22 protein-coding genes are annotated in these 24454 nt (G+C 61.6%); 3 read left to right on the plus strand and 19 right to left on the minus strand.

Translation table 11 applies throughout. The annotated features are described in order from the left end of the window. Positions 1-8: 8 nt before the first annotated feature. The 8 genes from BUE15_RS02655 to BUE15_RS02690 form a co-directional block, all read right to left on the minus strand. Positions 9-620: a hypothetical protein gene (locus BUE15_RS02655; RefSeq protein ID WP_073281115.1), complete on the minus strand. Its 612-nt coding sequence runs from the start codon at positions 618-620 to the stop codon at positions 9-11. A 42-nt stretch (positions 621-662) separates the two neighbouring features. Further along, a complete protein-coding gene (locus BUE15_RS02660) occupies positions 663-1283 on the minus strand; it encodes a hypothetical protein (RefSeq protein ID WP_139252094.1) in 621 nt (206 codons plus the stop codon). Next, complete coding sequence (locus tag BUE15_RS02665) at positions 1283-2125, minus strand: metallophosphoesterase family protein (RefSeq protein ID WP_073281117.1); 843 nt, start codon at positions 2123-2125, stop codon at positions 1283-1285. Before BUE15_RS02665 ends, BUE15_RS02660 begins: the two co-directional genes overlap by 1 nt. 317 nt (positions 2126-2442) lie before the next feature. After that, positions 2443-6033: a S8 family serine peptidase gene (locus BUE15_RS02670; protein ID WP_073281118.1), complete on the minus strand. Its 3591-nt coding sequence runs from the start codon at positions 6031-6033 to the stop codon at positions 2443-2445. Between the two features lie 269 nt (positions 6034-6302). After that, positions 6303-7754: a T9SS type A sorting domain-containing protein gene (locus BUE15_RS02675; protein ID WP_073281119.1), complete on the minus strand. Its 1452-nt coding sequence runs from the start codon at positions 7752-7754 to the stop codon at positions 6303-6305. 18 nt (positions 7755-7772) lie between these two features. Then, positions 7773-8474 carry a phage tail protein gene (locus BUE15_RS02680; protein ID WP_084548767.1) on the minus strand — a complete coding sequence of 234 codons (702 nt, stop codon included), beginning with the start codon at positions 8472-8474 and terminating at the stop codon, positions 7773-7775. Positions 8475-8507: 33 nt separating this feature from the next. Continuing rightward, a complete protein-coding gene (locus BUE15_RS02685; RefSeq protein WP_073281120.1) occupies positions 8508-10100 on the minus strand; it encodes a hypothetical protein in 1593 nt (530 codons plus the stop codon). A gap of 191 nt (positions 10101-10291) precedes the next feature. Beyond that, positions 10292-11581: a tail fiber domain-containing protein gene (locus tag BUE15_RS02690; RefSeq protein ID WP_084548768.1), complete on the minus strand. Its 1290-nt coding sequence runs from the start codon at positions 11579-11581 to the stop codon at positions 10292-10294. Between the two features lie 235 nt (positions 11582-11816). Between BUE15_RS02690 and radA the strand changes: the two genes are divergently transcribed. The 3 genes from radA (at position 11817) to BUE15_RS02705 (ending at position 15992) form a co-directional block, all read left to right on the plus strand. Beyond that, positions 11817-13199 (plus strand): DNA repair protein RadA, encoded by a 1383-nt coding sequence (radA, locus tag BUE15_RS02695; RefSeq protein ID WP_073281122.1) that lies wholly within the window; start codon positions 11817-11819, stop codon positions 13197-13199. Between the two features lie 193 nt (positions 13200-13392). Beyond that, complete coding sequence (locus BUE15_RS02700) at positions 13393-14865, plus strand: TlpA family protein disulfide reductase (protein WP_073281123.1); 1473 nt, start codon at positions 13393-13395, stop codon at positions 14863-14865. A gap of 104 nt (positions 14866-14969) precedes the next feature. After that, the gene (locus tag BUE15_RS02705) at positions 14970-15992 is read left to right on the plus strand and encodes an SPASM domain-containing protein (RefSeq protein WP_073281124.1); all 1023 of its coding nucleotides are present in this window, start codon (positions 14970-14972) and stop codon (positions 15990-15992) included. A gap of 94 nt (positions 15993-16086) precedes the next feature. Here the strand turns inward: BUE15_RS02705 and BUE15_RS02710 are convergent, their stop codons facing one another. The 11 genes from BUE15_RS02710 to BUE15_RS02760 all read right to left on the minus strand — a co-directional run bounded on the left by BUE15_RS02710 (position 16087) and on the right by BUE15_RS02760 (position 24378). Next, positions 16087-16428 (minus strand): hypothetical protein, encoded by a 342-nt coding sequence (locus tag BUE15_RS02710; protein WP_073281125.1) that lies wholly within the window; start codon positions 16426-16428, stop codon positions 16087-16089. A gap of 131 nt (positions 16429-16559) precedes the next feature. After that, entirely contained in the window at positions 16560-16757 is a 198-nt protein-coding gene (locus BUE15_RS02715) for a FeoB-associated Cys-rich membrane protein (protein WP_084548769.1), read from the minus strand. Between the two features lie 109 nt (positions 16758-16866). Further along, the gene (locus BUE15_RS02720; protein ID WP_073281127.1) at positions 16867-17229 is read right to left on the minus strand and encodes a hypothetical protein; all 363 of its coding nucleotides are present in this window, start codon (positions 17227-17229) and stop codon (positions 16867-16869) included. Positions 17230-17256: 27 nt separating this feature from the next. Beyond that, on the minus strand, positions 17257-17688 hold the full coding sequence (locus tag BUE15_RS02725; protein WP_073281128.1) for a hypothetical protein: 432 nt from the start codon (positions 17686-17688) through the stop codon (positions 17257-17259). A 45-nt stretch (positions 17689-17733) separates the two neighbouring features. Beyond that, positions 17734-18417 carry a carboxypeptidase-like regulatory domain-containing protein gene (locus BUE15_RS02730; protein WP_073281129.1) on the minus strand — a complete coding sequence of 228 codons (684 nt, stop codon included), beginning with the start codon at positions 18415-18417 and terminating at the stop codon, positions 17734-17736. A gap of 674 nt (positions 18418-19091) precedes the next feature. Further along, a complete protein-coding gene (locus BUE15_RS02735) occupies positions 19092-19886 on the minus strand; it encodes an inositol monophosphatase family protein (RefSeq protein WP_073281130.1) in 795 nt (264 codons plus the stop codon). Positions 19887-19946: 60 nt separating this feature from the next. Next, on the minus strand, positions 19947-21611 hold the full coding sequence (lnt, locus tag BUE15_RS02740; protein WP_244535856.1) for an apolipoprotein N-acyltransferase: 1665 nt from the start codon (positions 21609-21611) through the stop codon (positions 19947-19949). Next, a complete protein-coding gene (rsmI, locus tag BUE15_RS02745) occupies positions 21601-22344 on the minus strand; it encodes a 16S rRNA (cytidine(1402)-2'-O)-methyltransferase (RefSeq protein ID WP_073281131.1) in 744 nt (247 codons plus the stop codon). Before rsmI ends, lnt begins: the two co-directional genes overlap by 11 nt. A gap of 229 nt (positions 22345-22573) precedes the next feature. Beyond that, positions 22574-22831, minus strand: a complete 258-nt coding sequence (locus BUE15_RS02750) for a 4a-hydroxytetrahydrobiopterin dehydratase (RefSeq protein WP_073281132.1) — start codon at positions 22829-22831, stop codon at positions 22574-22576. Positions 22832-22899: 68 nt separating this feature from the next. Continuing rightward, the gene (locus tag BUE15_RS02755; protein ID WP_073281133.1) at positions 22900-23628 is read right to left on the minus strand and encodes a GAF domain-containing protein; all 729 of its coding nucleotides are present in this window, start codon (positions 23626-23628) and stop codon (positions 22900-22902) included. Between the two features lie 201 nt (positions 23629-23829). Next, entirely contained in the window at positions 23830-24378 is a 549-nt protein-coding gene (locus BUE15_RS02760) for an NADAR family protein (protein ID WP_073281134.1), read from the minus strand. Between the last annotated feature and the right edge of the window lie 76 nt (positions 24379-24454).

A 24454-nucleotide genomic window follows, 5' to 3' on the forward strand; every position in this document is an offset into this window, starting at 1 on the left:
TGCCGGTGCTACCAGGCTACCTTAGAGCCGAAGCCCAGGGTCAGGATTTCGCTCCAAGAAAGGGCCTTTTTGTTGGTAGCCCGGCTCCAGAAGTACAGGTCGTTGGTGCCCAGCTCGGCATAGGCCGCTACCCGCGGCGCCCCGGCCCGCACACCCGAATACGATACCCGCGGCGCGAAATACGCGCCCGTCCGGACTTTCGAGGAAAACCAGTAGTAGTCGCCGGGGTATTTGCCCGGTTCCTTGCTGTCTAGCATGGTGTTGCCGTGGGTGTAGCTGATGTAGCCGCCCACGGCCGGGCTCACGTTCCAGTGCCGGCCCAGGCCCGCATTGATGGGCAGATACGTGGTTTTGAACGTGAAAACAGCCAATGGCTGGCTGCTGAAGCGGCGCGGCACATAGCCCAGCAGTACTTCGGGCTCCATGTGCTGCCCGGCCAGCCGCACGCCCCCGCCCAGCGCCACCATGCCCGCTCCACCGCCAATCTGCAGGGTCAGGAAGAACGGCACAGTGCGGCGGTGCGGCTCCTGCACTGGGGTAGCATCCTGCGCCGCTGCGCCGCCAGCGCGCAGTAGCAGCAAGCCCAGCAGAATGGAGGTGCGAACGGAAAGCTGCCTCATGGCCCTCTGGAAATACTGTTTCTGTAGCGGGCCGGGGAGTGGCTAAAACTCTGCTTTGATGCCCAGGCCCAGGGTCAGGATGTCTAACGGGCTCAACGACCGATAGTTGCCGTTCGGGACGTAGCTCGTCAAATACAAATCGTTGGTGCCCAGCTCGTAGTAGCCGGAGAGGCGGCGGGAGCGGCCCGAGGCCCGCTCGGTGCGCAAATAGCTGACCCGGCCGCCCAGCAGTATCGCACCCACCCGCGTATCGGTCGAGAACCAGTAGTAGCCTTTCGTGTATTGGCCCCGCACCTCATCGTTGATGGTGTTGTGGGTGTAGCTCACGTACGCGCCTACCGTGAGGGGCCGCACCTCCAGGCGGGGGCTAAGCGCCAGCTTGAAAGGGGTGTAGAGAAACTTGGCCGTGGCAATAGTGAGGGTGGAGCCCGCATATTTTTTCGGCACGTAGCCCAGCAGAACTTCTGCCTCGGCCCGGTCGCGCCAGAAGCTGTAGCCAGCCCCGGCGGCCACCATGCCAAGGCCGCCGGCCGTCTGCACCACCACGTGGCGCGGCCGGAACCAGGGCAGCGAATCAGCAGGAGCCACCGGCTTCTGCTGCGCCAGAGTGGGCAGTACACTGGCAGCGCCTAGCCCCGCCAGCAAAAACAAAAGCCTGCGCATTAGAACCTGACTTTTTTCAGCCGAAACTGCGGCTCATCATCAGCATCATTCCACAGTGTCAGAATCACATACTGATTCTCCTCGAAGGCGTAGGAATTGATGTACGTTACGCCATCCTCAAAAGGCTCCCCAATGCTGAAGTCGTGGCGGTGGCCGTTCAACTCAAACACCAGCTTCGGCGCCTCGGCCAGACTCCGGGTGTAGTCTTCCTTCAGCGTCTGATCAAAGTCCAGGTCCTGCGGCGGCACGTGCGACATCACTATCTGCCGCTTGGCGCCCTGCAGGTCGCTGAGTTGCTGCTTCACCCAGGGCATGTCCGGCACGCGGCCATTAAAATTGTACTCGCGGCTGTTGGTGTCCACCATGATAAACTTGGTGTCGCCGTAAACGAAAGAGTAGTTCAGCGGCCCAAAAATGTGCTGGTACGCGGCGCGGCCGTTGCCCACATGGTCGTGGTTGCCGATAACGGTGAGGTACGGAATAGTCAGCTTGCGCAGGCGGTTGTCTACCCAGCGCATCTCGCGGGCCAGCCCGAAATCGGAAATGTCGCCCGCTATTACCATCAGCGAAATGCCTTGTTGCCGGTTTACGCTTTCTACCAGCGCCTCAGCCTGCTCATAAAAGCGCTGAGAGTCGCCGGTGAAGATAAAGCGCAGGGTGTCGCCGGCCGGGAGCGGATTCTCGGCCAGGCGGTCCAGGTTTTTCTGGGTAAGATTCGTCTGGCTGGCAGGGCCGCGAAAATCATTAGGACTAAATTCGAGCAGCTCGCAGCTGCTGAACAGGGCAGTGGCTGCAACCGCCAGCCCAAAGCGCCAGGGTTGAAGCAGAGTAGAGAAGGACATAGAGCAAAACCACTTCGGTGGCGAAACGAGGCCAGCCAATGCGAATGGTCTCACGCCTATATACTCGCTAACCAAGGCGGTTGTTTATTAAGAAACGTTGTCTGCGCCCTGCCAAGGGGCTTCGCCGGAGGAAACGTTTCCGGCAAAGGTTGTCTGCCGAAGAATTTGAGCCCGAAATGGAGCGCTGGCACTGGCCGGATTTTTTTTGCGTTTCCTGCACCTGGCTGCGCTGCCGACACCGGACCAGGCAATGCCGTTTCAACGAAAAAGCGCCCCCGGAGGAGGCGCTTTTTGCTTTGATGGAAACTAATGCGGCGTTACTTCACCACTTTCAGCTGCTGGCTGCCGTCGGCGGTGAGCAGGCGCAGGGTGTAGACGCCGGCCGGCAGTGCGCCGGTAGCCAACTGGGGCTGCTGCGGCACGCCGGCACGCAGCGTCAGGGCCTGGCGGCTAACCTGGCGGCCCAGCGCATCCAGCAGAACCAGTGTAGCTGCACCGCTGGTGGTGGGCGCCAGCTGTACCGTCAGCTGCTGGCCGAACGGCACCGGATAGGCACTCACCAGACCCAGGTTGGCGTTGCGGCTGGCGGCAGTTTTCTGCACAACGGCCGTGCGCAGGCGCACGTTGGTCAGGTACACATTGTTGCCGTAGTCGTTGATGTTGGCGAAGCGCACCAGAATCCGGGAGGGGCCGCCGGCTGCCAGCAGGCTGGAGAGGTCCACCGTTTCCTGGCGCCAGTCGGCCGGGCCGCTCGGGGCCCATTCAGAAGTCTGGAAACCCGTAACGGTGGCCAGGGCCGTGCCGCGCTTCAGGTAGCCCGTAGGCTGGAAGGTCAGGCCGCAGTCGGTGCTCACATCCACCCGGATACCATCGAAGTAAGTGGCGCTGTACGCTGCGTAGGCCACCCAGAAGTTGAGCTGCAGGCTGTTGGCACCGGGCGCCCGGCTGCTCAGCTCCAGAGGCGGCGTGATGAGGTAGTCCTCGGCGCCGCGCACGTTATCGGAGTAGTCGGCCACCATTGGCACGGGGCGCAGCAGCGTATCGGGACCCATGATGCTCTGGTCGCTGAGCTGCCAAGTGTAATTGGAGCTGGGGTTCTCAATCTGCCAGCCGGCGGGCGGGAAGGTGCCAGTGGTGAAGTTCTGGGCCAGCGGCAGCGCCCGCCCGTTCGACACCGTAATCAGGGCGCTTTGGGTGAGCGTGGTGGGGCCGTAGCTGTTGCTGGCCAGCAGCGTTACGCTATACGTGCCGGGCGTGCTGAACTGGATTTGCGGATTCTGCGACGCGGCCGTGGTGCCGCCCACAAACGTTACGCCCGCGCTGGGCGCAATGCTCCAGGCCCAGGTAGTCGGCTGCGACTGGCTTTGGTCGGTGAGGGTGATGGCCGTGCCGGGGCACACCAGCGTGCGGCTGGCCTGGAAGGCAACGAGCGGCGGGCCAGGGCAGTTGTTGAGCAGGGCAGGCTGGTTGAGGGCCCGGGTGCGGCGCCCGCGAAGCCCGTCTGAGGCCCGAATGGGCTGCACGCTGTACCACTGCTCGGCGCCGGCTCCTACGCCGGTCAGCACTACAGAAGTGCGCGTCACAGTCGTAATGGAGTCCATGTATTCGGCGCCCAGCTTGTACACTACGTAGGCCGAGGCCGTGGCGAGGGTATCCCATTGCAGCTTCACGGTATTGGCGCACACGTAGCCCAGGCGCAGGTTGCCGGGCAGCGGCGAAATAGTGAGCGGGGCTACCGACTGGCTGCTGGCCGCGCCGCGGGTTACGCGCACTTTCACGCGGCCCGAGGCCACACCGGCTGGCACGGTCCAGTCGAAATGCCGGGCCGTGGCGGCCACGCTGGCCGAAATCGGCAGCCAGGTAGCACCGTTGTCGGTGGTGTAGTCCAGCGCGAAGGTGCCGGTGCCAGTGGGGGCGTCCCAGCGCAATACTTCGTTTTCGCCGGGCACGAAGCCTTCCCCACCCAGCGGGTAAGTCAGCTCCACGCCATCCTCGATGTAGCTATACACCACGTAGTACGTCTGCGGGCCCTGGGGCACGGCCGCGCCGCGCACTGTCAGGGTGTAGGTGCCGGCCGTCGGTTCCTGCAGCGTCACCTGCTCCACGTTGTTGATGGAGTCGCGCGCCCGGATGGCATTGGCATTGAGCTGGGCCACGGTGGGCCGGTGGTCGAGCACCCAGGGCTGGTAGCTGCCGCCGCCGGGCGCGGCCAGCTCCATGTTCAGGTCGTTTACCAGGCTGGGGTTGGAGTTGATGGCGGCCTCATAGTCGTGCCAGTACACCATCACGCGCAGCTCTTTCTTGCCCGAAGGAATGGTAAGGGTGTGGGTTTTGGTTTGGCCCGTCGTCAGCGAGTCTTTCAGGTAGGTGCGCTGCTCCAGCACCCGCACGGCCCGCAGCGCATTCACGCGGCCGTAGCCGAAGCGGAAGTCGGGGCCGGGGTTGCCGAGGTCTTCGGCGGTGTTCATCAGAGCGGCTTTGAGCAGGGCTGTGGGGGCTTCCTGCTGGCTGTTGAGCGAGCGGTAAGCCTGCACCAGCTGGGCCGTGACGCCGGCCACGCCGGGCGCCGCCATGCTGGTTCCGGTGAAAACGGCGTAGGTGTTGGGGTCGACGGTCGACGTGACGCTGGAGCCCACGGCGCACACATCGGGCTTGATGCGGCCGTCCTTGGCCGGGCCGCGGCTGCTGGAGCTGGCCAGCGCATCAGTGTAGAGCACGTTGCCCACGGTCACCACGTTTTTGCCCATTTTGTGGCCGCCCGTGATGTTGCCCCAGCCCGCGCCGGCACCGTAGTTGAAGTTGCTGGTGCCCGAGTTGCCCGACGAAAACACGTGGAGCAGATAGGGCCGCTGACGCGTATGCTGGTCTACGGTACGTGTGAAGCTGGTATAGCCCGCGTTGTTGCCGTCGCCGTAGCTGGAGTTGGTGACGCGCATGCGCCGGGGCCCGGCATATGCGGCAGGCGTGTTGTTGAGGTTGCCGGGGTACGAGTAGTACAGGTTGAACGCGGCCGTAGCGTTGCCGCGCACCCGCGGGTCCATGTTGCCGGCACCCATGATGATACCCGCTACATGGTCGCCGTGGTTGCCGCTGCTGGGGCCGGCGGCACTCTGGTCGAAGCGGCCCTGGTAGTCGATGTGCGGCCCGATGCGGCCGTCGTCGCCGTGGCCTACGGTCACGCCGCGCCCGTCGTAGTGGCGGCCCGCGCCGTAGTCGGTACTGATAGCGTTGGCGCGGTGGTCGGTGCGGCCCCGGAAGTTTTCCGGCTCCGCGGGCGGCGTGGCGGGCTCTACGGCACTCACCCAGGGCAGCGCCGTCAGGCGGGCAATATCGGCGGGGCGGCACAGCACCCGTAGCTGCTGCTCAAACTGCGGCTTGCCGGCTTCCTGCCACTCGGTCTGGCGCAGGGCCTGGGCGGCCTGGTTGGGCGTGATGGTGGCGTAGTATTGCACGTTCACCTCCACCAGGCCTCCGCCCCGCTGCATGTGGTCCGGAATAACGTTGCGGGCCAGGTCGCCGGCCAGCTTCCAGGTAGGCGCTACCGGCTGCACGCTCCGCAGCCCCAGCCCCGCCAGCCGCTGGTGGCTGAGGGTGGCGGGCAGCGAAGCCGTCCAGGCGTTGCGGGGCAGGTAGTCGAGCAGGCGCACGCCGGTGGCGGCCAGGGCGGCTTTCTGGGCGGCAGTGGGCAATTGCTCGAACTGCAGCACCCGGAACACCTGGCCCTGCCACGCGTCGGAAGGAGCAGTAGCAGGCTGCCGGAGCCACTCGGCGGCGTTGGCAGTGGGCGTTACCGGGCCCGAGGCCAGCTGCAGGGCGTAGCGGCCGGCCGGCTGGGCAGGCTGGGCCGAAGCCAGCAACGGCGCCAGTCCCAGCAGGGCCGCCAGCCCCAGGGAGTGAAGGTGTTTCATGCAGAAAGCAGGAGTAGAAGTTGTGTTCAGATGAAAATTGGATGAAGCGTGGCAGGAAGATACACAAGCGCGGGCAGGTTTGGTGCGCGCCCGGAAAATTGTGGGAGTCAGGCGAAAATGCGGAGTGGGAGGTGCAGGTAATGCAGTGACGTAGTGGAGAATACCAGACAGCACGCATCAATTGCTTTCCGAGTGGCGCTGGCATATTGGCCAACAAAAAAGCGCCTCCCAACGGAGGCGCTTTTCAGCTGTTTATGGTAGTGGCGTGGCTACTCCCGCACCAGTTTCACCATTTGCTGCTGGCCAGCCTGCTGCACACTCAGCAGGTAAAGGCCGGCGGGCAACTCGGCGGCGCGGGCAAGAGGCTGCTCATGCCAGCCGGCCTGCACGGTGCGCGTTTCCTGCCACAACACCCGTCCTGTAGCTTCCAGCACCCGCAGCGTGAGGGGGCCGGCAGCCGGAGCCTGCACCCGCAGCGTGAGCGGACCACCGTAGTGGGGCGTGGGGAAGGCTTCGGCCAGCAGCTTTGGCGTGGCACCGGGCACCTGCACCATCCGCACGGGCGAGAGGGTTTCGGTGCCATCCTGGTCTACCTGGCGGAGGCGGTAGTACACGGTGCTGGCCTGGTAGCGGGCCAGGTTTTGGTCGAGGAAGCGGTAGTCGTGGCGCTGGGCGGTGGTGCCGTGGCCCTGCACCTGCCCGATGCGGCGGAAGGTGCTGCCGTCGGCGCTGGCTTCCACCTCAAACCGGTCGTTGTTTTTTTCCGAAGCCGTGGCCCAGCGCAGTAGGCCGTCGTTGTCCTGGCGCTCCGCCGTGAAGTCTACCAGTTCCACGGGAAGCGGGTTGGCGGCGTTGCTCACCGTGAGGGCCCCCAATACAGTGGTGCTGAACGAAAAGCTGCGGCTGGTGCTGGTGGTAGTGGCAGCGGCTTGCGCCCCGGCTTTGGCCCAGGTGGTGGCACTCGTAGCGCGCCAAGCCTGTGCCTGCGCAAAGCTGCTCAGGTTGTGGTCGTTTTCGGGCAGCCAGCTCAGCGTCACGGCCACGGCATTGTTGACGTTGTTGCTGCTCGTGATGGTCCAGATTCGGTCGATGCCCTGCAGGGCTGGTACGGCGTTGTTCTGGCCGTAGCTCACGTTGGGCAGCAGCAGGCCGGCCGTGCGCTTCACCGTCACGGTCCCGATGTTGTTGCCGGGGTCGAGGGTGGCACCGTTGCCGAAGTTGGTGGCGCTGTTCACTCCTGTGCGCGTCACCTGCAGGTTGCCCTGCACGTAGCGGCCGGGCGCTTCTCCGCTCACGCTGGCCGTGTTAGGCAGGCTGATGGTGGCGGCTGCGGCCGTCCGTACCATGCCGCTCGTGAGCGTGAGCTGCTGCGTGATGGTCAGGTCGGCCGGTACGCTTACCACGTTTTGGGCGGCTGCACCGGTGTTGGCCACTTCCAGCTGCGCGAGGCTGGCACCGCCTGGAGTCAGGGTTTGGTTAGCCGTGCCGGTCAGGCGCACGAGGCCGGTCGAAGTGAGCGTACCGGCGTTGGTCAGGTCGCCGCCGACCTCCACGGTGCCGGCGTTGCTGAAAGTGCCGCCGGTTTTGTTCTCCAGCGGGCCAGCCACAAACAGGGTGGCGCCCGTGCTTACCGTGATGGTGCTGCCGTCATTCGTGAGTCCCTGGGCCGCCAGGGGGCCGGCCGTCAGGCTCAGCGCCAGAAAAGAGTAGAGTGGCTTCATATGGTATAAAGTAAAGCTTTAATTCCGGGATGGGTAGATACCTTCCAGAGCAATGCAGAAATTGATGCACAGATAGGGCGGCATATTGGGGTGGGGCTGGTTGCCGCCGGCTATTCCGATGGTGGGAGCACCCGCCATACTGGCGTTGGAAGCAACGCCAGTAGCATACTGCGTGCCTCCGGCACCATCGTTGGCCAGCAGAGCCCCACTGGGGTTGTTGGTGTTGCCCGGGCTAGTGGTAACCTGGGTAGCCGTGGCCGTATGGTTGTGGGCGGGCATCTGATTGAAGGTCAGCGTCACGTTTTCGGTCCCGGCTATTTCTCCCAGAGTATGGGGCGACAACCCTGGCCCCTGGCCATTGTGCATAGGTAAGCGGCCGCGTAGGTCGGGCAGCGCAAAAGTCGTCTGGCCGTTGCCGCCGTACGTTGTTCCCAGGAGAGAAAACAAGGCCGTGTTTTGAGCAATAGACAGTATTTGTCCGTCGCAGAAGGCATACCCTCTGGGTGGATAGGTGCCGGCAAACATGATGATTTCGCCAAGGTAAGGATACTCGCCCTGCACCGAGGCCGCGCCGCGGGTGCCGGCAGCGGCAGTGCCCGCCAGCAAGGTGCCGCCAAGCAGGGCGCCGAGGCGCTTAAGCCAGCCCCGGCGCTCGGGCTCGGCCTGGTGAGCATGGCTTGAGGACGGTACGATACCGGCGGGAGTAGCAATGAGTCGCATATAGCAGAGAAAAAAAGTCGGGAGAAGGAAGGCCTAATTGATGCGGAACCAGCCGGCGGTGCTGCCATTCACGACGTACACGAATTGCGCCGCGAAATTGGGCAGCAGGTTGCCGGTGCCGCTGCTGCTGGTCAGGCTCACGACCTGCGCATCGAGGTTGGTGACCACCAGCGTCTGGCCGTTGGTACCTATGCCCAGCGTAATGGTGCCGTTGCTCGTGTTAGCATTATCAGGCAGAATTACGACACCCGTAGTAGGGGCCAGTGCCGCGTTGCCAGTGGTAGGAATAGCAAAGGTGGCAGTCGTCTGAATGTTGGTAGCGGTGGTGCTGGCTGCCGGAGTCTGCCACGTGGCCAGGCCGCTGGCATCCGAGGTCAGGACTTTGCCTGCGCCCGGGGTGCCGCCCGTAATCTTCACCTGGCCGGCTACTTCCAGTTTCGCGCCGGGGCTCGTCGTGCCAATGCCGAAGTTGCCGTTGTTGAGGAAACGCGCCCACTCCGTTACGGCATTGGCCTGCGTGGCGCTGCCAAACCGGATGCCCGCGTTGGCGCCGCCCAAGCCCTGCTGGTTCAGCAGCCAGGTCTCCCCGTCGTTGTTGGAGCGGTTCCACTGCAGAAAGGCCCCTTGCTTGCTGATGGCATTGAACGTAGCGGCCGAAATGCCCCCATTCACCTCCAGCGCCTGCGCCGGATTCGTAACCCCGATACCTACGTTGCCGCCGGGTAATAGGCGCATTACGTCGCGGTAGTTCTGGCTAGGGTCGCCGTAGCTGCCCTGGCCGCTGGCACCTACCCGCAGCGCGAGGCCGGTTTCGGCACCGCCGGCATTCATGTAGGCTGTGCTGCCATCATGCGCGAAGTAGAGGTGGTCCCAGGCTGCGCCATTGCGCATACCTATAGCGTTAAGCACATCCAGCGTGAGGGCCGGAGTGGTGCCGATACCCAGGCGGCCTTCCTGCGTCAGCGACATGAAGGTCGTGTTGCGCGCAGAGGTAACATCGTAGCTTACCCACTGAAACTGCTTGCCACCCAGCGCCGGCACCCCAAACGTAAGCGTGTTGGCTTCCATAAACACCCCCCAACGGCCCAGCCCGTTGTAGTTACCAGAAGTGAATTTGTCCCAGCCACGCGTGATGAGCGGTGCGTCAGCCTGGTTCAGTACTAGGCCTTTAGAGGAATTAGCGAACAGCGTGCCGTCGATGTCAATGCGCAGTTTCTCCGTGTTATTGGTCCGGAAAACCAGGTCCTGCGAGTTGATGGTGCCCAGAAAGTCGGTGGCGGCATTGATGCCCGGGTTGCCGGTGCGCAGCCAGCTCTGGGCGCCCGTGCCGGCTCCAATGCCCAGCGGCACCCATTGCCCGCCCTGGAAATACCAGAAGCCCGGCTGCAGGCCAGTGGTCTGGTACACGAGCATGCCTTGGCTGGTAGTCGTAAGGGCCGTACGCTGGGCTTCCGTCAGGCGGGGCACCAGCAGGCCCTTATTGGCCGCCGTGCCCGCCGAAATATCCAGCGCCGCGTTGGCATCGGGGGTGGCAGTGCCCACGCCTACGGCCCCGGTCTGGGCGTGCGCCCCCGAAGCCAGTCCGCTGAGGCCAAGCCCCAGCAGCAGACGATAAAAGTGTTTCATAGAGTAGAATGTAGGAGAGAGAAGAGCAGGTAAATATAGAAAAAATCTAATTTGTTATTATGTGTCTACTGCTAAAATCAAGCAAGTAAAAGTGCGTAATAGGTTGGTGGTGAGAGTTGTGGGTTGCCAAAATAGCGCATCAGCCCGGACGCTCCACACGTACACTACCCGCCGGCAATGGGTGTGGGCGGCTACTTGGCTGCTGCCCGCGCGTCCAGCAGTGTTTCCAGCTGTTGCAGCCGGCTTTCCAGGGTGGCGGTGCTGGCCATGTGCTGCTGCCGCAGTTGCGCCTGGGTGGCCGAAAGCTCGGTGCGCAACTGCTCTATTTGCTGCTGCTGTTCCTTCAGGGCCTCTACCAGCACCGGCGTCAGCTGGGCGTAGTTCACGGCCTTAAGCCCATCGGCACCAGTCATGACCAGCTCAGGATATACCTGCTCCAGTTCCTGCGCAATAAAACCCAGCTGCTCACCCTGCGGCCCTTTGCCGGTACGGAATCGGTAGCGGCGGCCCTGCAGCGCCCGGACTCCGGCCAGGGCGTCAGCCAGAGGACGTATGCTGGTTTTCAGGCGGGCATCGGAGCTGGAAGCTACCACGCCGTTCAGGGTGAGGTTGCCGGTGATGGTCATGCCGCCTTCGGAGTACACCGCCACTTTCCGGTCGGTGGCGCTGGTGCCGGCCCCCACAATATTCAGGGCATCCGTCGTGAGGTTGCCGTAGCCAATAGTGCCGGCTTGCGTCTGCTTGCCCGCTACGCCCGCGCCAAACTCCAGCGTATTGCTTCCGTCGATTTTGGCATTGCCAACTATGTGCAGCCTGGCCTGTGGAGTGCTGGTACCGATGCCGACGTTGCCGCTGGCGCTGATGTCGACGGAGCTGGTGGGGGCCCCTGGCCGGATGCGGAAAGGAAGGCGCGAGCCATTGGTCAGGTCGCGCACGAAGAAGTTGGCTTCGTTGGCCCCGATGTCCCAGGTCTGCGCGTTGAAGCCACCGGAGTTGTTTTGCTCCATCCGGATGGCCGGCGTGTTGTTGTTGGTCAGGTGCAGCAGCAGTGCAGGCGAGGCCGTGCCCACCCCCAATGCACTGCTGCTGAGCGTGCCGGTGGTGGTCAGGGCGCCGGTGAAGTAGCCGGCCCCGGCCACGTGCAGCGGGTACTGCGGACTGCTGAGGCCGATGCCCACGTGGCCGGTATGGTTCCACGTCAGCACAAGCTTGCGGGTGCCACTATGAGTAGTGCCCAGCGCGCCGCCCGTGTAGCCGTACAGCACCGGCCCATCAACGGTCTGGCCCTGCCAGTTTTTGGGGTTGGCGGCGGAGCCGTACCAGCCCAGGCCGTGGTTGTTATCGGAGGGGGCCCGCAGGTGTATGTCGTAGTCGTTGAAACCGTAGTTCTGGGTGGCTTGGGCATGAGCCCCGGCGGCACCGAACAGGAGCAAAGAGAACAGCACACCGGCCGAGCGGCAAACAGAGGAAAGGTGTTTCATAGGGGTAGTATTGTTTATCTTACAAAGTAATACAAATCAGAATGGTACTTAAATAATGCGTGGCAAAGTGCTGACTAGCAGGTTTATAGCACCTAAGTTCTGGTGCATGAACAGCGCCGACTTTTAGCCGCGCCATTGCCAGCTGCGCAGCTGCGCCGAAGCACCCAAAAACTCCGTTCTTGCCAAACTTTTTAGCGACTGCCCGCATTGTAGCAGTTCCTTCCAATCCCTTCGAATGGCCAAGCTCAAGACCCTCTATTTCTGCCAGAACTGCGGTGCCCAAAGCGCCAAATGGATAGGCCGCTGCCCCAGCTGCGGCGAGTGGAATACCTACGTTGAAGAAGTTATCCAGAAAGAAGACACCAAGGCCGCCGGCTCCTGGAAAGCCTCTACCACGGTGGGTACCACCAAAGCGGCCAAGCCCCGGGTTATCAGCGAGATTCACTTTGAAGAAGAAGCCCGCTTCAACACCAACGACGGCGAGCTGAACCGCGTGCTGGGTGGGGGCCTCGTGCCCGGCTCTCTGGTGCTCATTGGCGGCGAGCCGGGCATCGGCAAAAGCACGCTCATGCTTCAGATTGCCATGAGCCTGACCCAGATGAAGGTGCTCTACATTTCGGGCGAGGAGAGCGAGCAGCAAATCAAGATGCGCGCCGAGCGGCTGGGCGAGCAGCACCCCAACTGCTACATCCTCACCGAAACCAACACCCAGAACATCTTCAAGCAGATCGACACGCTGCAGCCCCACGTCGTCATCGTCGACTCTATCCAGACTCTGCATTCGGGCCTGGTGGAGGCGGGGGCCGGCTCCGTGAGCCAGGTGCGCGAGTGTACCACCGAGCTGCTGAAGTACGCCAAGGAAACCGGCGTGCCGGTGCTGCTCATCGGCCACATCACCAAAGATGGCTCCATTGCCGGCCCCAAAATCCTGGAGCACATGGTAGATACAGTGCTGCAGTTTGAGGGCGACCGGCACCTGAGCTACCGCATTCTGCGCACCATCAAGAACCGGTTCGGCAGCACGTCGGAGCTGGGCATTTATGAGATGCAGGGCACGGGACTGCGGCAGGTGAGCAACCCCTCCGAAATCCTGCTTAGCCAGCGCACTGAGAGCCTGAGCGGCATGGCCATCGGGGCCACGCTGGAAGGCAACCGGCCGCTGCTGGTGGAGGTGCAGGCCCTCGTGACGCCCGCCACCTACGGCACCCCTCAGCGCAGCTCTACCGGCTTCGATGCCAAGCGCCTGCAGATGCTGCTGGCTGTGCTGGAAAAGCGTAGCGGCCTGCGCCTGGGCCAGCACGACGTGTTCCTCAACATTGCCGGTGGCCTGCGCCTCGATGACCCGGCGCTGGACCTGGCCGTGTGCGCCGCCGTCGTCAGCTCCCTCAACGACGTAGCTATCCGGGGCGAGGTGTGCCTGGCGGCCGAGGTGGGGCTGAGCGGCGAAATAAGAGCGGTAAGTCGCCTCGACCAGCGCCTGAGCGAAGCCGAGAAGCTGGGCTTTGCTGAAATGTACATCTCGCAGTTCAACGCCCGCGGCCTCGACTTGGCCCGCTACGGCATTCGGGTGCAGCCAGCCGGCCGGCTGGATGAAGTATTGGAGGGTTTGTTTGGATAATATCCGCAAAAGGTAGGGCAGCAGGGCTGGCTACGAAAAAAAGACCGCAAATGGATTGGATTATCACAACCCAAAACCCGTATCTTCGATACAGGAATTGACTTTTACCGCGAATGATGTGACGGGGCGCCACAAGCGGCCGGACCAGCTTAGCGGCAACTTCCGAAGCTATCTGCCAGAACTACTTGCTCCGATGTCGTACTCTATTCGCTTTCTTTCCGGGTGGTTGCTGGCCGTTGGTCTCGCGGCCCTGTCCTTCGAGGCTCAGGCCCAGGGCACTGTAACGCTCACCGGCAAAGTAAACGGCAGAACCCGGGACACGGTGGCCGTGGCAGTCCGCGAAAATCCGCTTGATCTGAAAGAGCAGATTACCTACGCCCGCCTCGACGACAAAGGCGAGTTCCGGATGGCTATTAAGCTGGATGGCCCCGCCCGCGCCGACCTGGTATACGGCGAAGATGTAGCCGACCTGTTTCTGGAGCCCGGCGATGCGCTGGAAATCCGGTTCCGGGGCAGCGACCTGCCCGGGTCCGTGCGCTTCAAGGGCCGCGGTGCCGAAGCCAATACCTACCTGTCGGATCTGGACGAGCAGTTCATCGAAAACGACGGCTTTCAGGTGCTGCCCGACAACATCATGCTGTACGAGGCTGGCTTCGTGTCGTTTCTGGACTACCGCCGCAAGGAGGAGCAGAAGTTTCTGAAAAACGCCATCGAGGACAATAAGTTCAGCGAAGCCTTCCGCCGGTATGCGCAGGCTGAAATCGACTACAGCTACGCCAACGACAAGCTCACGTTCCAGGACCTGCGCGAACAGGTAGTGGCCACGGAAGGCCGCCTGAAAATGTCGCCTTCCTACTTTGAGTTTCTCAACGATAAGAAGCTGATCAACAACGAGGCGGCTATCCAGAGCGAGATGTACCAGGAGTTTCTGCTGAACTACATCCACTACCTGGCTACTACCGCCGGCAAGCAGCGCTCCGACCCCGATTTCTATCAGGTGTGCTACGACATGGCCCGCAAGCAGCTCAGCGGTGCCGTGCGCCCCGTTATTATGGGCCGCGTGATGCAGGAGTCGTTCCGGTTTGGGCACGTCCGGCAGTCGGAGGCGATGCTGGCCGACTTCCGCAGCGTGGACACCAAGAACGTGTACACGCCCGTGCTGCGCCAGGATTTCGACACGCACAAGGCGTTTGCTATTGGCTCCATGGCGCCCGACTTCAAGCTGACTACGGCCAAAGGAGATACAGTAAGCCTGCAAAACTTCCGGGGCAAGCTGGTGTACATCAACTTCTGGCGCACAACCAGCGGCCTGAGCCTGCGCGACCTGCCCTACGCCGCCGACCTGGCCAAGAAATTTGAGGACAAGAACATCGTGTTCCTTAACATTGCTCTCGACGAAAACGAAGGCGCCTGGAAGCAGTTGGTAGTAAGCAAAAAGCTGCCCGGCGTGCATGTGCGGGCCGTGGGTGGCATGCGGGCTCCTATTGCCCGGGCTTACGCTCTGGAAGATGTGCCGGCCTATTTCCTGCTGGCCGAAGACGGTACCTTCCTCAACACCAAGCCCAAGCGCCTGAGCAGCCGCGCCGCCGTCGACGAAATAAAGCAGTCCTTCGGCAAAGCCAGCACCTATACCAGCCTGCTGCCTACGGAGGCACCGGCCAAGTAGCACGGGCTTCGCAGCCGAAATAAGAGAAGCGCCTCCCGAAACATCGGGGGGCGTTTTTGTTTGAAGAGGCGGTCCTGTCTGGCCGACGTACCTTTACCCGCAGCATGGCTTCCCTTCTCACCGACTCGCTCAACTTTATTTCCAAGGCTACGCCGCGCCGCGTCTGGAACACGGCCCAGGTGGTGGGCGGCTACGCCCTGAGCAAACTGACGGGCAAGGCGCGGCACTGGGGCCTGCCGGTGGCGCTCAGCTTCGAGCCGACGACCAGCTGCAACCTGCGCTGCCCGGAATGCCCCAGCGGGCTGCGCTCCTTCACGCGGCCCACCGGCATGCTGCCCGACGAGCTGTTCCGCAAGACCATCGACGAGGTAGCGTCGCGGCTGTGGTACCTGATTTTTTACTTTCAGGGTGAACCGTACCTGCACCCCAATTTCCTGGATCTGGTGCAGTATGCTTCCCGCAAGGGCATCTACACGGCCACCAGCACCAATGCCCACTACCTCAACGACAAAAACGCCCGCCGCACCGTGGAAAGTGGCCTCGACCGGCTTATCATTTCCCTGGACGGCACCACGCAGGATGTGTACCAGCAATACCGGGTGGGCGGCAAGCTCGACAAAGTGCTGGAAGGCACGCGCAACCTGATTAAGTGGCGGCGGGAGCTGAAGAGCCAGACGCCGCGGGTGGTATTTCAGTTTCTGGTGGTGCGCCCCAACGAACACCAGATGGAGGAAGCAAAGCAGCTGGCTGCCGAACTGGGCGTGGATGACGTGTGGTTCAAAACGGCTCAGATCTACGACTACCAGCACGGCTCACCGCTCATTCCCACCATCGACTACTACTCGCGCTACGAAAACAACCAGGACGGTACCTGGAGCATCAAAAACCGCCTGCTCAACCATTGCTGGAAGATGTGGCACAGCTGTGTCATTACCTGGGACGGGCTGGTGGTGCCCTGCTGCTTCGACAAGGACGCCGAATACCGCCTCGGCGACCTGAAAACCCAGACCTTCCGCCAGCTGTGGCACGGCCCCAAGTACCGGCAGTTTCGGGCGTCGCTGCTCAAGGGCCGCGACCAGATAGAGATGTGCCGCAACTGCACCGAGGGCACCAAAGTCTGGGGCTAAGAGTGCCTGTAGGCCTGACGCTACAACGACCAAGTGCGCCCCGGACCTATCCGGGGCGCACTTGGTCGTTGTGGCGTAGCGAGGAGAGCCGGTGCTATTTGTGGTTCTTGCGCAGGTTTTTGCCCAGGTCTTCCACAGTTTTCAGAAACTCATCTACATCAGCATCGGCATAGACGCCGTAGGCCGAGGAGATGGTGCCTTTCACGCCGTCATTGGTTTCGATGGCGTAGAGGATGGACATGTCGTCCGGGTCGCTTTCCCCCTCAAAACGGTAGAAATCCACGATGGTCACTTCGTTGGGAGCATAGCTCTTGCTCCGGTCGGTGCCGATGGTGTGCAGGCGGCCTTCCGTCACCCGGAAGTCTTCCGTGAAACCGTCTTTGTTGAGCTTGTTCTCTACACTAACGAGCGAGTGTTCTTCTTCTTTGTCTTGCATGATTGTGTGGTATTCGGGAATGAGAGAGAAATAGCACAGTACGCACGAGAGCAACCAGAACGCCCCCGTATCGGCTATACGAGGGCGGTACGGGGGCGGGTTGCCCTTATTTCAGGAAGATCTGTGGGCGCCTATTGGGCCTTGTAACGGGCTTCGGCTACCTCAATGGTGCGCTGCAGCCGGTCCACATCAATAGCCGAGCAGGCACCGCCGCAGCCCTTGGCGCAGCCGGCCTCCGACTTGCTGAAAAAAGCGCGCCAGAACAGCCGCCCTACATAGAACGCCGCCGCCGCAAAGAGCAGTCCGATAATCAAGGTTTGTAACCACATAGCAGCCACAAAACTACGGCGCTACCGGAAAAGTTTGCTCCTGCCAAAATCGAAATGCCCGCCGGAACTACCAGCGGGCATTTCTAGATACATCAGGTAGCTGACTGCCTTACGTCAGAACAGCCGTCTGCGCTTTCAGGACCTGGCGCGCAACGGCCAGGTTCGTGTCGCGCGAGTTCACCGCCAGATAGATGAACTTGTCACCGGTGGGGGAAAGCTTGATAACGTGCAGCTGGTCGGTCAGCGTGAGCAGGATGTCCTGCACCGTCTGGTTGAGCTTCAGAGCCTGTATAGCTTTCAACTTTTGCTTTACCACTTCGGTATTGTAGGCAGCAGCCGTATCAATATCGAAGTCAGCAATGTTAGTGTGAGAAGCCAGGGCCATACCCGTTTCGGTTTCTACTACTGCAACGGCCAACAGCGTAGGCAGTTCTTCCAGGATTTCTTTAACGGCTTGTTTGGGGGTTGACATCGGAGTGATGATAGTAAAAAAGGTGAGTTATTGAAGCTGTGCGGTTTGGCGACGTAGTATTTCCGATGCCATACCCAAATTGGTGTCAGCGAAACGAACGGCGAGGAAGCAGTACCAGCCGCGGGTTGGCAGTGGGCGGATCAGATGCAGCTGGTCTTCCAGGAGCAGGGTCATCTCAGTGAGCGGCCCACCCGGAATTTGCCGGGCAGCCAGCGCGGAGTCTGTCTGGCGTAGCAGCTTGGCATACCGCAGACTGATCTGGTTTGGATTCAGCGCCGACGCTGTGGTGTAGGAAGCAAGCACACGGCCTGACGATACTTCCACCAGGCAGGCCAGCAGCATTTCCGGCAACTCGGTGAGCAGCTGCTCAAGGACCGTCCGGGCCGCCTGGCCGGCGTCATCGGTAGTCCCGACCGTGATTTTACGCAGACTGAATCTGTTTAGGAAAGAAAAGGGCATGCGAAGAAGAAGGGGAAAGCGGCTGATACGCCCGCGGCAACGCTGCTAGAAGAGCCACCAACGGCGCTTTTTAGCGGTGGCTTCGCGCGGAAGCAGCGTCACGTTGTACGTGCCCCGGCCTTTCAGGCGTACTTCTTCCTCGGTGTAGCCAGCGTAGCCGTACTGCAGCACGGGGGCCTGGCCACCCAGCACTGCCAGCGAATAGCTGCCGGAAGCATCGGTGCTCACGCCCCGGCCGCTGGTTTTGTCCAGCACCGTAGCGCCAATAAGCGGCTTGCCGTTTTCGTCCAGAATACGGCCCCGCACGGTCATTACGCGCATAGCAGCAGCCTCGCTGCTGGCGGGCTCTACCAGCTCAGTTGGAGTGGCAGTGGCGGTAGGCAGGTCTTCGGTGGGGGTAGTTGGCAGGTTGGCACCGGCAAATACTGCGCCGCCCACCAGCACGCTGCCCGCCACCAGCGACGCCGCCCGACGGCGGAAGCGCTGCGGCTCGGTGCGGATAAGGTCGAACTGGCGCTGTACCCAGCCAATGGGCTTTACGGCATGGCCGGCCTGGTTCAACTCGAAGTAACGGCGCAGCGTGGCATCACCGTACTGGCTGTTCGCCTTCAGGTAGTTGTCTACCGCTTCGGTGTTTTTGCTGGAAAGGTCTCCACGGAGGTAAGCATCCCGGTACGTCGGCAGCAGTTCGCCAGTAACCGGGTGAAAGGGAGTAGCACTTAGTTTCATGAAGCTGACAGGTGTAATTAGTTAAAAAGAGCGCTCGGTGTGAGCCGCAAAGTTACAGGGTTAAATACCTGAAAAATATAACATAGTTTATAGTAGTTATTAAAATCCTATTGTAGGATGGTTGTGCTATTTCGGCGAACTGCCACAAACGCTCTATGAAACCAAGCCCTGTCCAGATCAACATAGTTTTACTGCCTATGAATAGTTATCTGGGTGTTTTTTAAAAATAGTTGAAATAGTGCAACATTAAATTTCAATGCGGGAATTTTAATCCCAATATGGGATAAAATGGTTAATGTCTATGTTGGACTATTAGCAGCTAAGTGCGCTGTATACTGGGCATTGTGCAGCTTGGTTTCGTATGACTCTAGATTGTACCCTGTTAAGTCCGTGACACTGTCGTGCTAGGGATTTTAGTAGAGCAAAGCAGCAGAGAACCAGGAGGGTTGCGCTGGCCGATTTCCAACCACTGTTACCGCTTATCCCTTGGTTGAGGTAGGCATAGCCAGTAGTTTTTGCAGATGCGCCTGCGGCTACCGCTTTGTAGCTGGCTTGTAGTAGGTAGACCGCTTGGTTGCTAAGTTGTTTCCAGTCAGCTAGCTACCATAAAAACAGCGCTGGCACCTCCTTACATTGAAAGAGGTGCCAGCGCTGCAAATGGGGAAGCAAATAGCCTACTTCCAGTATTCGCGGATGGTGTCCTGCATCTCCTGGTGCACGTGGCCGTTGCTGGCTACCACCTGCCTGCCAAACAGCGGGTCGCCGTCCTGCAGAAACTCAGTGGTGCGGCCACCTGCTTCGGTCACGAGCAGCAGGCCCGCAGCCACATCATAGGAGTTTAGGTTGAACTCGAAGAACCCCTCAAAGCGTCCGGCCGCCACATACGCCAGGTCTACGGCTGCGGAGCCGAGCCGGCGCACCCCGTGCGACTTCCGCATGAACGAGCCCAGCACCTGCAGATAGTCGTTCATCAGGCCAAAATCGGTGTAGGGAAAGCCCGTGGCAATGAGGGCGTTATTCAGGTCCGGAACATCAGAAACCCGAATCGGCAGCTCGTTGCAGAAAGCGCCGGCGCCTTTGGCAGCCCGGAAGCATTCGTCGCGCACTACCTCATACACTACCCCCGCTACCAGCTCCTGCCCCCGGATCAGACCCACGCTCACGGAATACACCGGCAGGCCGTGCACGAAGTTGGTCGTGCCATCGAGCGGGTCGATAATCCAGTTGAATTCCTCGGCGCGGTGGGCGCCCTCAGTGCCCTCTTCGGTGATGAAGCCGGCTTCGGGCAGCACCTCGCGCAGCCCATCTACCAGCAGCTTCTCGGTTTCCTTGTCCACATACGACACTAGGTCGTGGACGCCTTTGCTCTCGATATGGCTACGGCTGAACGTAGCTGATTCCTGGCGAATAAACTGGCCGGCGCGGCGCGCCACGGCCGCCAACTGCAAACTGATGTGGTTGAAATCCATGAAGTCGAAAGTAAAATAAAGTCTTGCGGAGCCTGCCGCGGCGGAAGCCACGTAGCTGAATTACAAGGCTGTAGAATGCTTGGCGCGGGCCCGCATGGCCTGCACAGCCGTGAAGCCCAGCAGAAGCACCGCCAGTAGCTGCGTGGCCGGGCCAATCAGCTCGCCATGCCGCGCATAGAACGTCAGCTCTTCGTTGAGATGTACGGTGTGGCGGCTGGCGGCCTGCACCCACCAGCCAGTGCGCTGTACAATCTCGCCTTTCTGGTTGATAAAGGCCGAAATGCCGGTGTTGGCGGAGCGCGCAATGTCGCGGCGGTTTTCGATGGCGCGGAGTGTGGCGTACTGCAGGTGCTGCTCGTGGCCGGGCGAATCGGACCACCACCCGTCATTGGTGATGATGCCGATGAGCGTGGCGCCGTTCTGCATGTATTCGGCCATAAAGTCGCCGTACACCGACTCGTAGCAGATGGAAGGCGCAATGCGCAGAGCCGAAGTGGTGCTCTGGAGCACAGTACGCTCATCCTGGCTGCCATACGAGCCCACGAAGCCGCCTAGGTCGATGTTGTTGACGAGTTTGGCCAGGGCCACGGGTACTTTTTCCACGCCTGGCACCAGTCTCGATTTGTGGTAGAACGTGACGGGCGCGCTGGCGCTGGAGAAGTGCACGGCCGTGTTCGACACGTCGTAGAAGCCCAGGTCGTCGCGGAAGCGGGCGGTGGCCGTAGCCGTTTCCTTGCTCGGGTACTGCTGCACGCTGGTGATGCCCGTAATCAGCTCCAGGCCGGGGTGGGTGGCCAGCCAGGAGCGCAGTCGCACTACTTTCGGATGAATCTCAAAGGACTGCTCGAAGTAGGATTCTTCCAGCGCCGTTTCGGGCCAGAGAACCAGCTTGGTCTGGGGCGTGAGCTGCTGCTCGGTGAGGCGGATGAGGCGCGTGAGCTGCTCATCGTAGGGAATGAAGTTGGGGTTGCTGCTGAACTTCTCCAGAAACGGGTCGACGTTGGGCTGCACCACCACTACCTCCGCCGTCTGGCCCTTCTCCTGGTACTGGCTGCCGATAAGCAAAGACACCACGATGGGCAGCGCGGCCGCCAGCACCGGGGCCAGCCAGCGCCGGGCGGGCGCCACCGTTTGCCGGCGGAACAGCGCCCCGAACACCAGAATATTCACCAGCCACATCCAGGCGGAGCCGCCCAGGAAGCCGGTGTATTCGTACCACTGCACCAAGTAGTTAGCCTGAGCGAAGCCGTTGCCGAGCGTGAGCCAGGGCCAGGTCAGGTCCCAGTGCAGGTGCAGCTGCTCGAAGGCAATCCAGTAGACCGGCAGCGAGAAGTAGCCCAGCGCCGGGCCCGCCAGCCGCTTGGTATGATAGAACGCCATAACCGGCGCGCACATCATCAGGGCATTGCAGACCACGGCCGTGATGCCGCCGCCCAGCGTACTGTAGCTCACCCAATAGGTAGTGAAGGCGTTCCAGAGCACCAGGCAGAGGTAGGTATAGCGGAACACTTTCCAGCCGCTGGCGCCCTGCTGCGTAAGCAGCTGCTCCAGCCGGAGGTAGGGCACCCAGGCCACCAGCAACACCAGCGCCAGCCCCGAAGGGTGCACGGGCCAGCCCAGCCACAGCAGGCCGGCGCTCAGCAGCGCCAGCAGGCTGGGCAGCCAGTAACTCAGGCGGCCGGCGGCAGTTGGTGCCAGAGTTTCGGGAGTGGGTTTAGTCAGCACGGTCTTCGGGGGTAGCATAACGGTCTTCCTTGGTGCGCTCTTCTTTACGGCCCTGCACCACCAGCACAATTTCGCCTTTGATGGCCGCCCGGGCCGCGAAGTTGGCCGCCAGCCCGGCCAGCGGGGCCGTCACGGTTTCCTCAAACAGCTTGGTCAGCTCCCGGCTGACGGAGGCCGGGCGGTCGGGGCCCAGCGTTTCGGCCAGCTGCTCCAGCGTCTTCACAATCCGGTGCGGCGACTCGTAGAAAATCATGGTGCGGTGCTCCTGGGCTAGCTCCTTGAGGCGGGTCTGGCGGCCTTTTTTCACTGGCAGAAACCCCTCAAACGTAAACCGCTCGGCCCCGAAGCCCGATTTGAGCAGGGCCGGCACGAAAGCCGTGGCGCCGGGCAGGCATTCCACTTTCAGGCCCCGGGCCAGACACTCGCGCACCAACAAAAAGCCCGGATCGGAAATTCCGGGAGTGCCCGCATCCGACACCAAAGCCATGGTTTCGCCCTTCTCCAGCCTATCGAGCAGGCGCTGCACCTGCTGGTGCTCGTTGTGGAGGTGGTAGCTGAGCATGGGCTTTTTCAGGCCCAGGTGCTGCAGCAGGCGGCCACTGGTGCGGGTGTCTTCGGCCAGCACGGTGTCTACCTCGCCCAGCACCCGAATGGCCCGCAGCGTAATATCCTCCAGGTTGCCGATGGGCGTGGGCACGAGGTAAAGCAACGTCTTTTCTTGGGAGTCAGCCATAACGACAAAGGTAGCTGAGTTGTGGGTTGCCGGGTGGCAGTTAGTGGTTGCTGGACGTCAGCGGCAAGCATACACAGCCCGTCATTCCGAGCATGTGGCGCATCAGGCCAGTGTGCGCAGCCGTGGAGTCTCGCTAGTATGGTAAGTGCCTCTACAACGTCGGCACGCGAGATTCCTCAACACGCTCCGAACGACGAGCTGCTTGAAACGACGTGCGGTTGGGGCCGCGCTACTCCGTCTGCTCTCCGCCGTATTCAGCGGCCAACTGGTCGATGGCGGCGGCCAGCTGATGGTCTTTGTTGGTCACACGGTTGCCGGCATCGTGGGTGCGCAGGCGGAAGCTGACCACGTTGTATTCATTGCTCCACCAGGGATGATGCTCCTGGTATTCAGCTTCTTCGGCCACGTCGCTCATAAAGCTGAAGGCCGTTTTGAAGTCGGGGAAGCGGAAGGTGCGCGTGAGCGTGTTGTCGTGTTCGGTCCACATAGCGGAAAAAGCTGGCTGATAGCGAGGCAAGATACGCAACCCCAACCCGCGCCCGATGCGCGGCTAGCCTACTTCCCGAGACCGGCCAGGGCCTGCTTCAGCTCTTTCTGCATGGCCTGCACCACCAGCAGCGCCTCTTCCTGGCTGGACTGCCGATAGGCGCGGGCCGCGTCGGTTTCCTGGTCGTCTTCGTGTTTGCCCAGCTCGGCTAGGGTGTCCATGCGCGTCAGGGAGAACTGCACCTGCTGCCGTACCCGCTCCCAGAGGGCCCGGCTCAGGGTCTGGTCGTTGGCAAAGGTGGCTTCCAGCAGCAAAATGTCCGATGCTACTGCCCCCATGTGGTCGAGGAGAACCTGCTCGGTAGAGGAAAGCAGCCGGGGCTTGCGGTCTATGACGCAGAGCGTGCCCACCGCCAGGCCACCGGGCGAGCGGAGGGGGCGGCCCGCATAAAACCCAAGCCGAAGGCCACGCACGGCATCCATGTTCACCAGGTTGCAGGGGTGCTGCAGCAGGTCTTGGAACACCGTAATGCCCTCGTGCAGCACGGCTACGGAACACAGGCTGTTGGAGCGGGCGGTCTGCCCCATGCCTGGCAGCCCCACGTTGCCGGCAAATATTACTTCATCGGCACCAACCAACGACACCAGCGCAATAGGCACGGCAAACAGTTTGGCCAGAATAGACACAAACTCATTGAACAGCGGCTGATTGGGCTGAAATAGTACCCGATAGGGCCTGAGGGCATCAAGGCGAAGATCCTCGTCGTCCGGAATCAGCCCGGGAAAAGCAGTAGACATAATCAGAAAGTAGACAACGGGCACTTGTCCGGCAACGCGTACAGGTCGCCGCTCGGCCGGGCAGCGGCAAAAGCTACCGGGCTGGCAGAGTATATGCCTTTGCCAAACGGGCAACGCTGCAACTAAGTTACTCACAGATTCGTGCCCGGCGCGGCGTAGAGCCCGGAAACAGCCACTTTCGGCCCGGCAGTACTATCGGAATTATTGCAGTGCGGCCCGCACCTCCATCAGCGCAAAGCCCAGCAGGTTCAGGCCGCGCCACTCAGCGGGGTTGGTGGCCTGCGGGTGGTTTTGCGCCAGTCCTATGCCCCAGATACTGTCTATGGGGCTGGCTTCTACCAGTACCCGGCTGCCGGTGCCCACCAGAAACTCCCGCAGCGCCGGGTGCTGGCTGAATTTGGCCAGGTTGCCGCGCACTACAACCGCGTACCGCTCGGCATTCCATACGCCTTCCCGGAAGCCTTCTACGCTGCGCCCCAGCCGCTTGGCCACATCGGGGTGGGAAGCCTGCAGAATGGCCTGGCGTGTGGCTTCATCCTGAAACAGGCGGGCTTTTTCGGCCATCATATAATGCTCGGCGGTGGCATAGGTGTCGCCATCTACAGTAAACGGCGCCGGATACCACTGGCTGAACGCCTCTTTGCCAGGAGTGCCCTGGCCGGTATGCCCCCAGAAAAGCAGGTACTTCACCGTCTCGCCTGCTGCAAGGTGGCGTTGTAACGCAGCAACGGAGCGGATGGGTGGTAACATGCTGAAAAATAAAATGATAGGGCGAAATATTCGGGCGGGATACGGGCAAAGCTAAACCCAAATCCGGGAACCACAG

The organism is Hymenobacter psychrotolerans DSM 18569 (assembly GCF_900142395.1).
Taxonomy (GTDB): domain Bacteria; phylum Bacteroidota; class Bacteroidia; order Cytophagales; family Hymenobacteraceae; genus Hymenobacter; species Hymenobacter psychrotolerans.

What these genes read in the sequence shown, in the direction of transcription:
- BUE15_RS02655 (WP_073281115.1), bottom strand. Translation starts at nt 620, where the DNA reads ATGAGGCAGCTTTCCGTTCGCACCTCCATTCTGCTGGGCTTGCTGCTA.
- BUE15_RS02660 (WP_139252094.1), bottom strand. Translation starts at nt 1,283, where the DNA reads ATGCGCAGGCTTTTGTTTTTGCTGGCGGGGCTAGGCGCTGCCAGTGTA.
- BUE15_RS02665 (WP_073281117.1), bottom strand. Translation starts at nt 2,125, where the DNA reads ATGTCCTTCTCTACTCTGCTTCAACCCTGGCGCTTTGGGCTGGCGGTT.
- BUE15_RS02670 (WP_073281118.1), bottom strand. Translation starts at nt 6,033, where the DNA reads ATGAAACACCTTCACTCCCTGGGGCTGGCGGCCCTGCTGGGACTGGCG.
- BUE15_RS02675 (WP_073281119.1), bottom strand. Translation starts at nt 7,754, where the DNA reads ATGAAGCCACTCTACTCTTTTCTGGCGCTGAGCCTGACGGCCGGCCCC.
- BUE15_RS02680 (WP_084548767.1), bottom strand. Translation starts at nt 8,474, where the DNA reads ATGCGACTCATTGCTACTCCCGCCGGTATCGTACCGTCCTCAAGCCAT.
- BUE15_RS02685 (WP_073281120.1), bottom strand. Translation starts at nt 10,100, where the DNA reads ATGAAACACTTTTATCGTCTGCTGCTGGGGCTTGGCCTCAGCGGACTG.
- BUE15_RS02690 (WP_084548768.1), bottom strand. Translation starts at nt 11,581, where the DNA reads ATGAAACACCTTTCCTCTGTTTGCCGCTCGGCCGGTGTGCTGTTCTCT.
- radA (WP_073281122.1), top strand. Translation starts at nt 11,817, where the DNA reads ATGGCCAAGCTCAAGACCCTCTATTTCTGCCAGAACTGCGGTGCCCAA.
- BUE15_RS02700 (WP_073281123.1), top strand. Translation starts at nt 13,393, where the DNA reads ATGTCGTACTCTATTCGCTTTCTTTCCGGGTGGTTGCTGGCCGTTGGT.
- BUE15_RS02705 (WP_073281124.1), top strand. Translation starts at nt 14,970, where the DNA reads ATGGCTTCCCTTCTCACCGACTCGCTCAACTTTATTTCCAAGGCTACG.
- BUE15_RS02710 (WP_073281125.1), bottom strand. Translation starts at nt 16,428, where the DNA reads ATGCAAGACAAAGAAGAAGAACACTCGCTCGTTAGTGTAGAGAACAAG.
- BUE15_RS02715 (WP_084548769.1), bottom strand. Translation starts at nt 16,757, where the DNA reads ATGTGGTTACAAACCTTGATTATCGGACTGCTCTTTGCGGCGGCGGCG.
- BUE15_RS02720 (WP_073281127.1), bottom strand. Translation starts at nt 17,229, where the DNA reads ATGTCAACCCCCAAACAAGCCGTTAAAGAAATCCTGGAAGAACTGCCT.
- BUE15_RS02725 (WP_073281128.1), bottom strand. Translation starts at nt 17,688, where the DNA reads ATGCCCTTTTCTTTCCTAAACAGATTCAGTCTGCGTAAAATCACGGTC.
- BUE15_RS02730 (WP_073281129.1), bottom strand. Translation starts at nt 18,417, where the DNA reads ATGAAACTAAGTGCTACTCCCTTTCACCCGGTTACTGGCGAACTGCTG.
- BUE15_RS02735 (WP_073281130.1), bottom strand. Translation starts at nt 19,886, where the DNA reads ATGGATTTCAACCACATCAGTTTGCAGTTGGCGGCCGTGGCGCGCCGC.
- rsmI (WP_073281131.1), bottom strand. Translation starts at nt 22,344, where the DNA reads ATGGCTGACTCCCAAGAAAAGACGTTGCTTTACCTCGTGCCCACGCCC.
- BUE15_RS02750 (WP_073281132.1), bottom strand. Translation starts at nt 22,831, where the DNA reads ATGTGGACCGAACACGACAACACGCTCACGCGCACCTTCCGCTTCCCC.
- BUE15_RS02755 (WP_073281133.1), bottom strand. Translation starts at nt 23,628, where the DNA reads ATGTCTACTGCTTTTCCCGGGCTGATTCCGGACGACGAGGATCTTCGC.
- BUE15_RS02760 (WP_073281134.1), bottom strand. Translation starts at nt 24,378, where the DNA reads ATGTTACCACCCATCCGCTCCGTTGCTGCGTTACAACGCCACCTTGCA.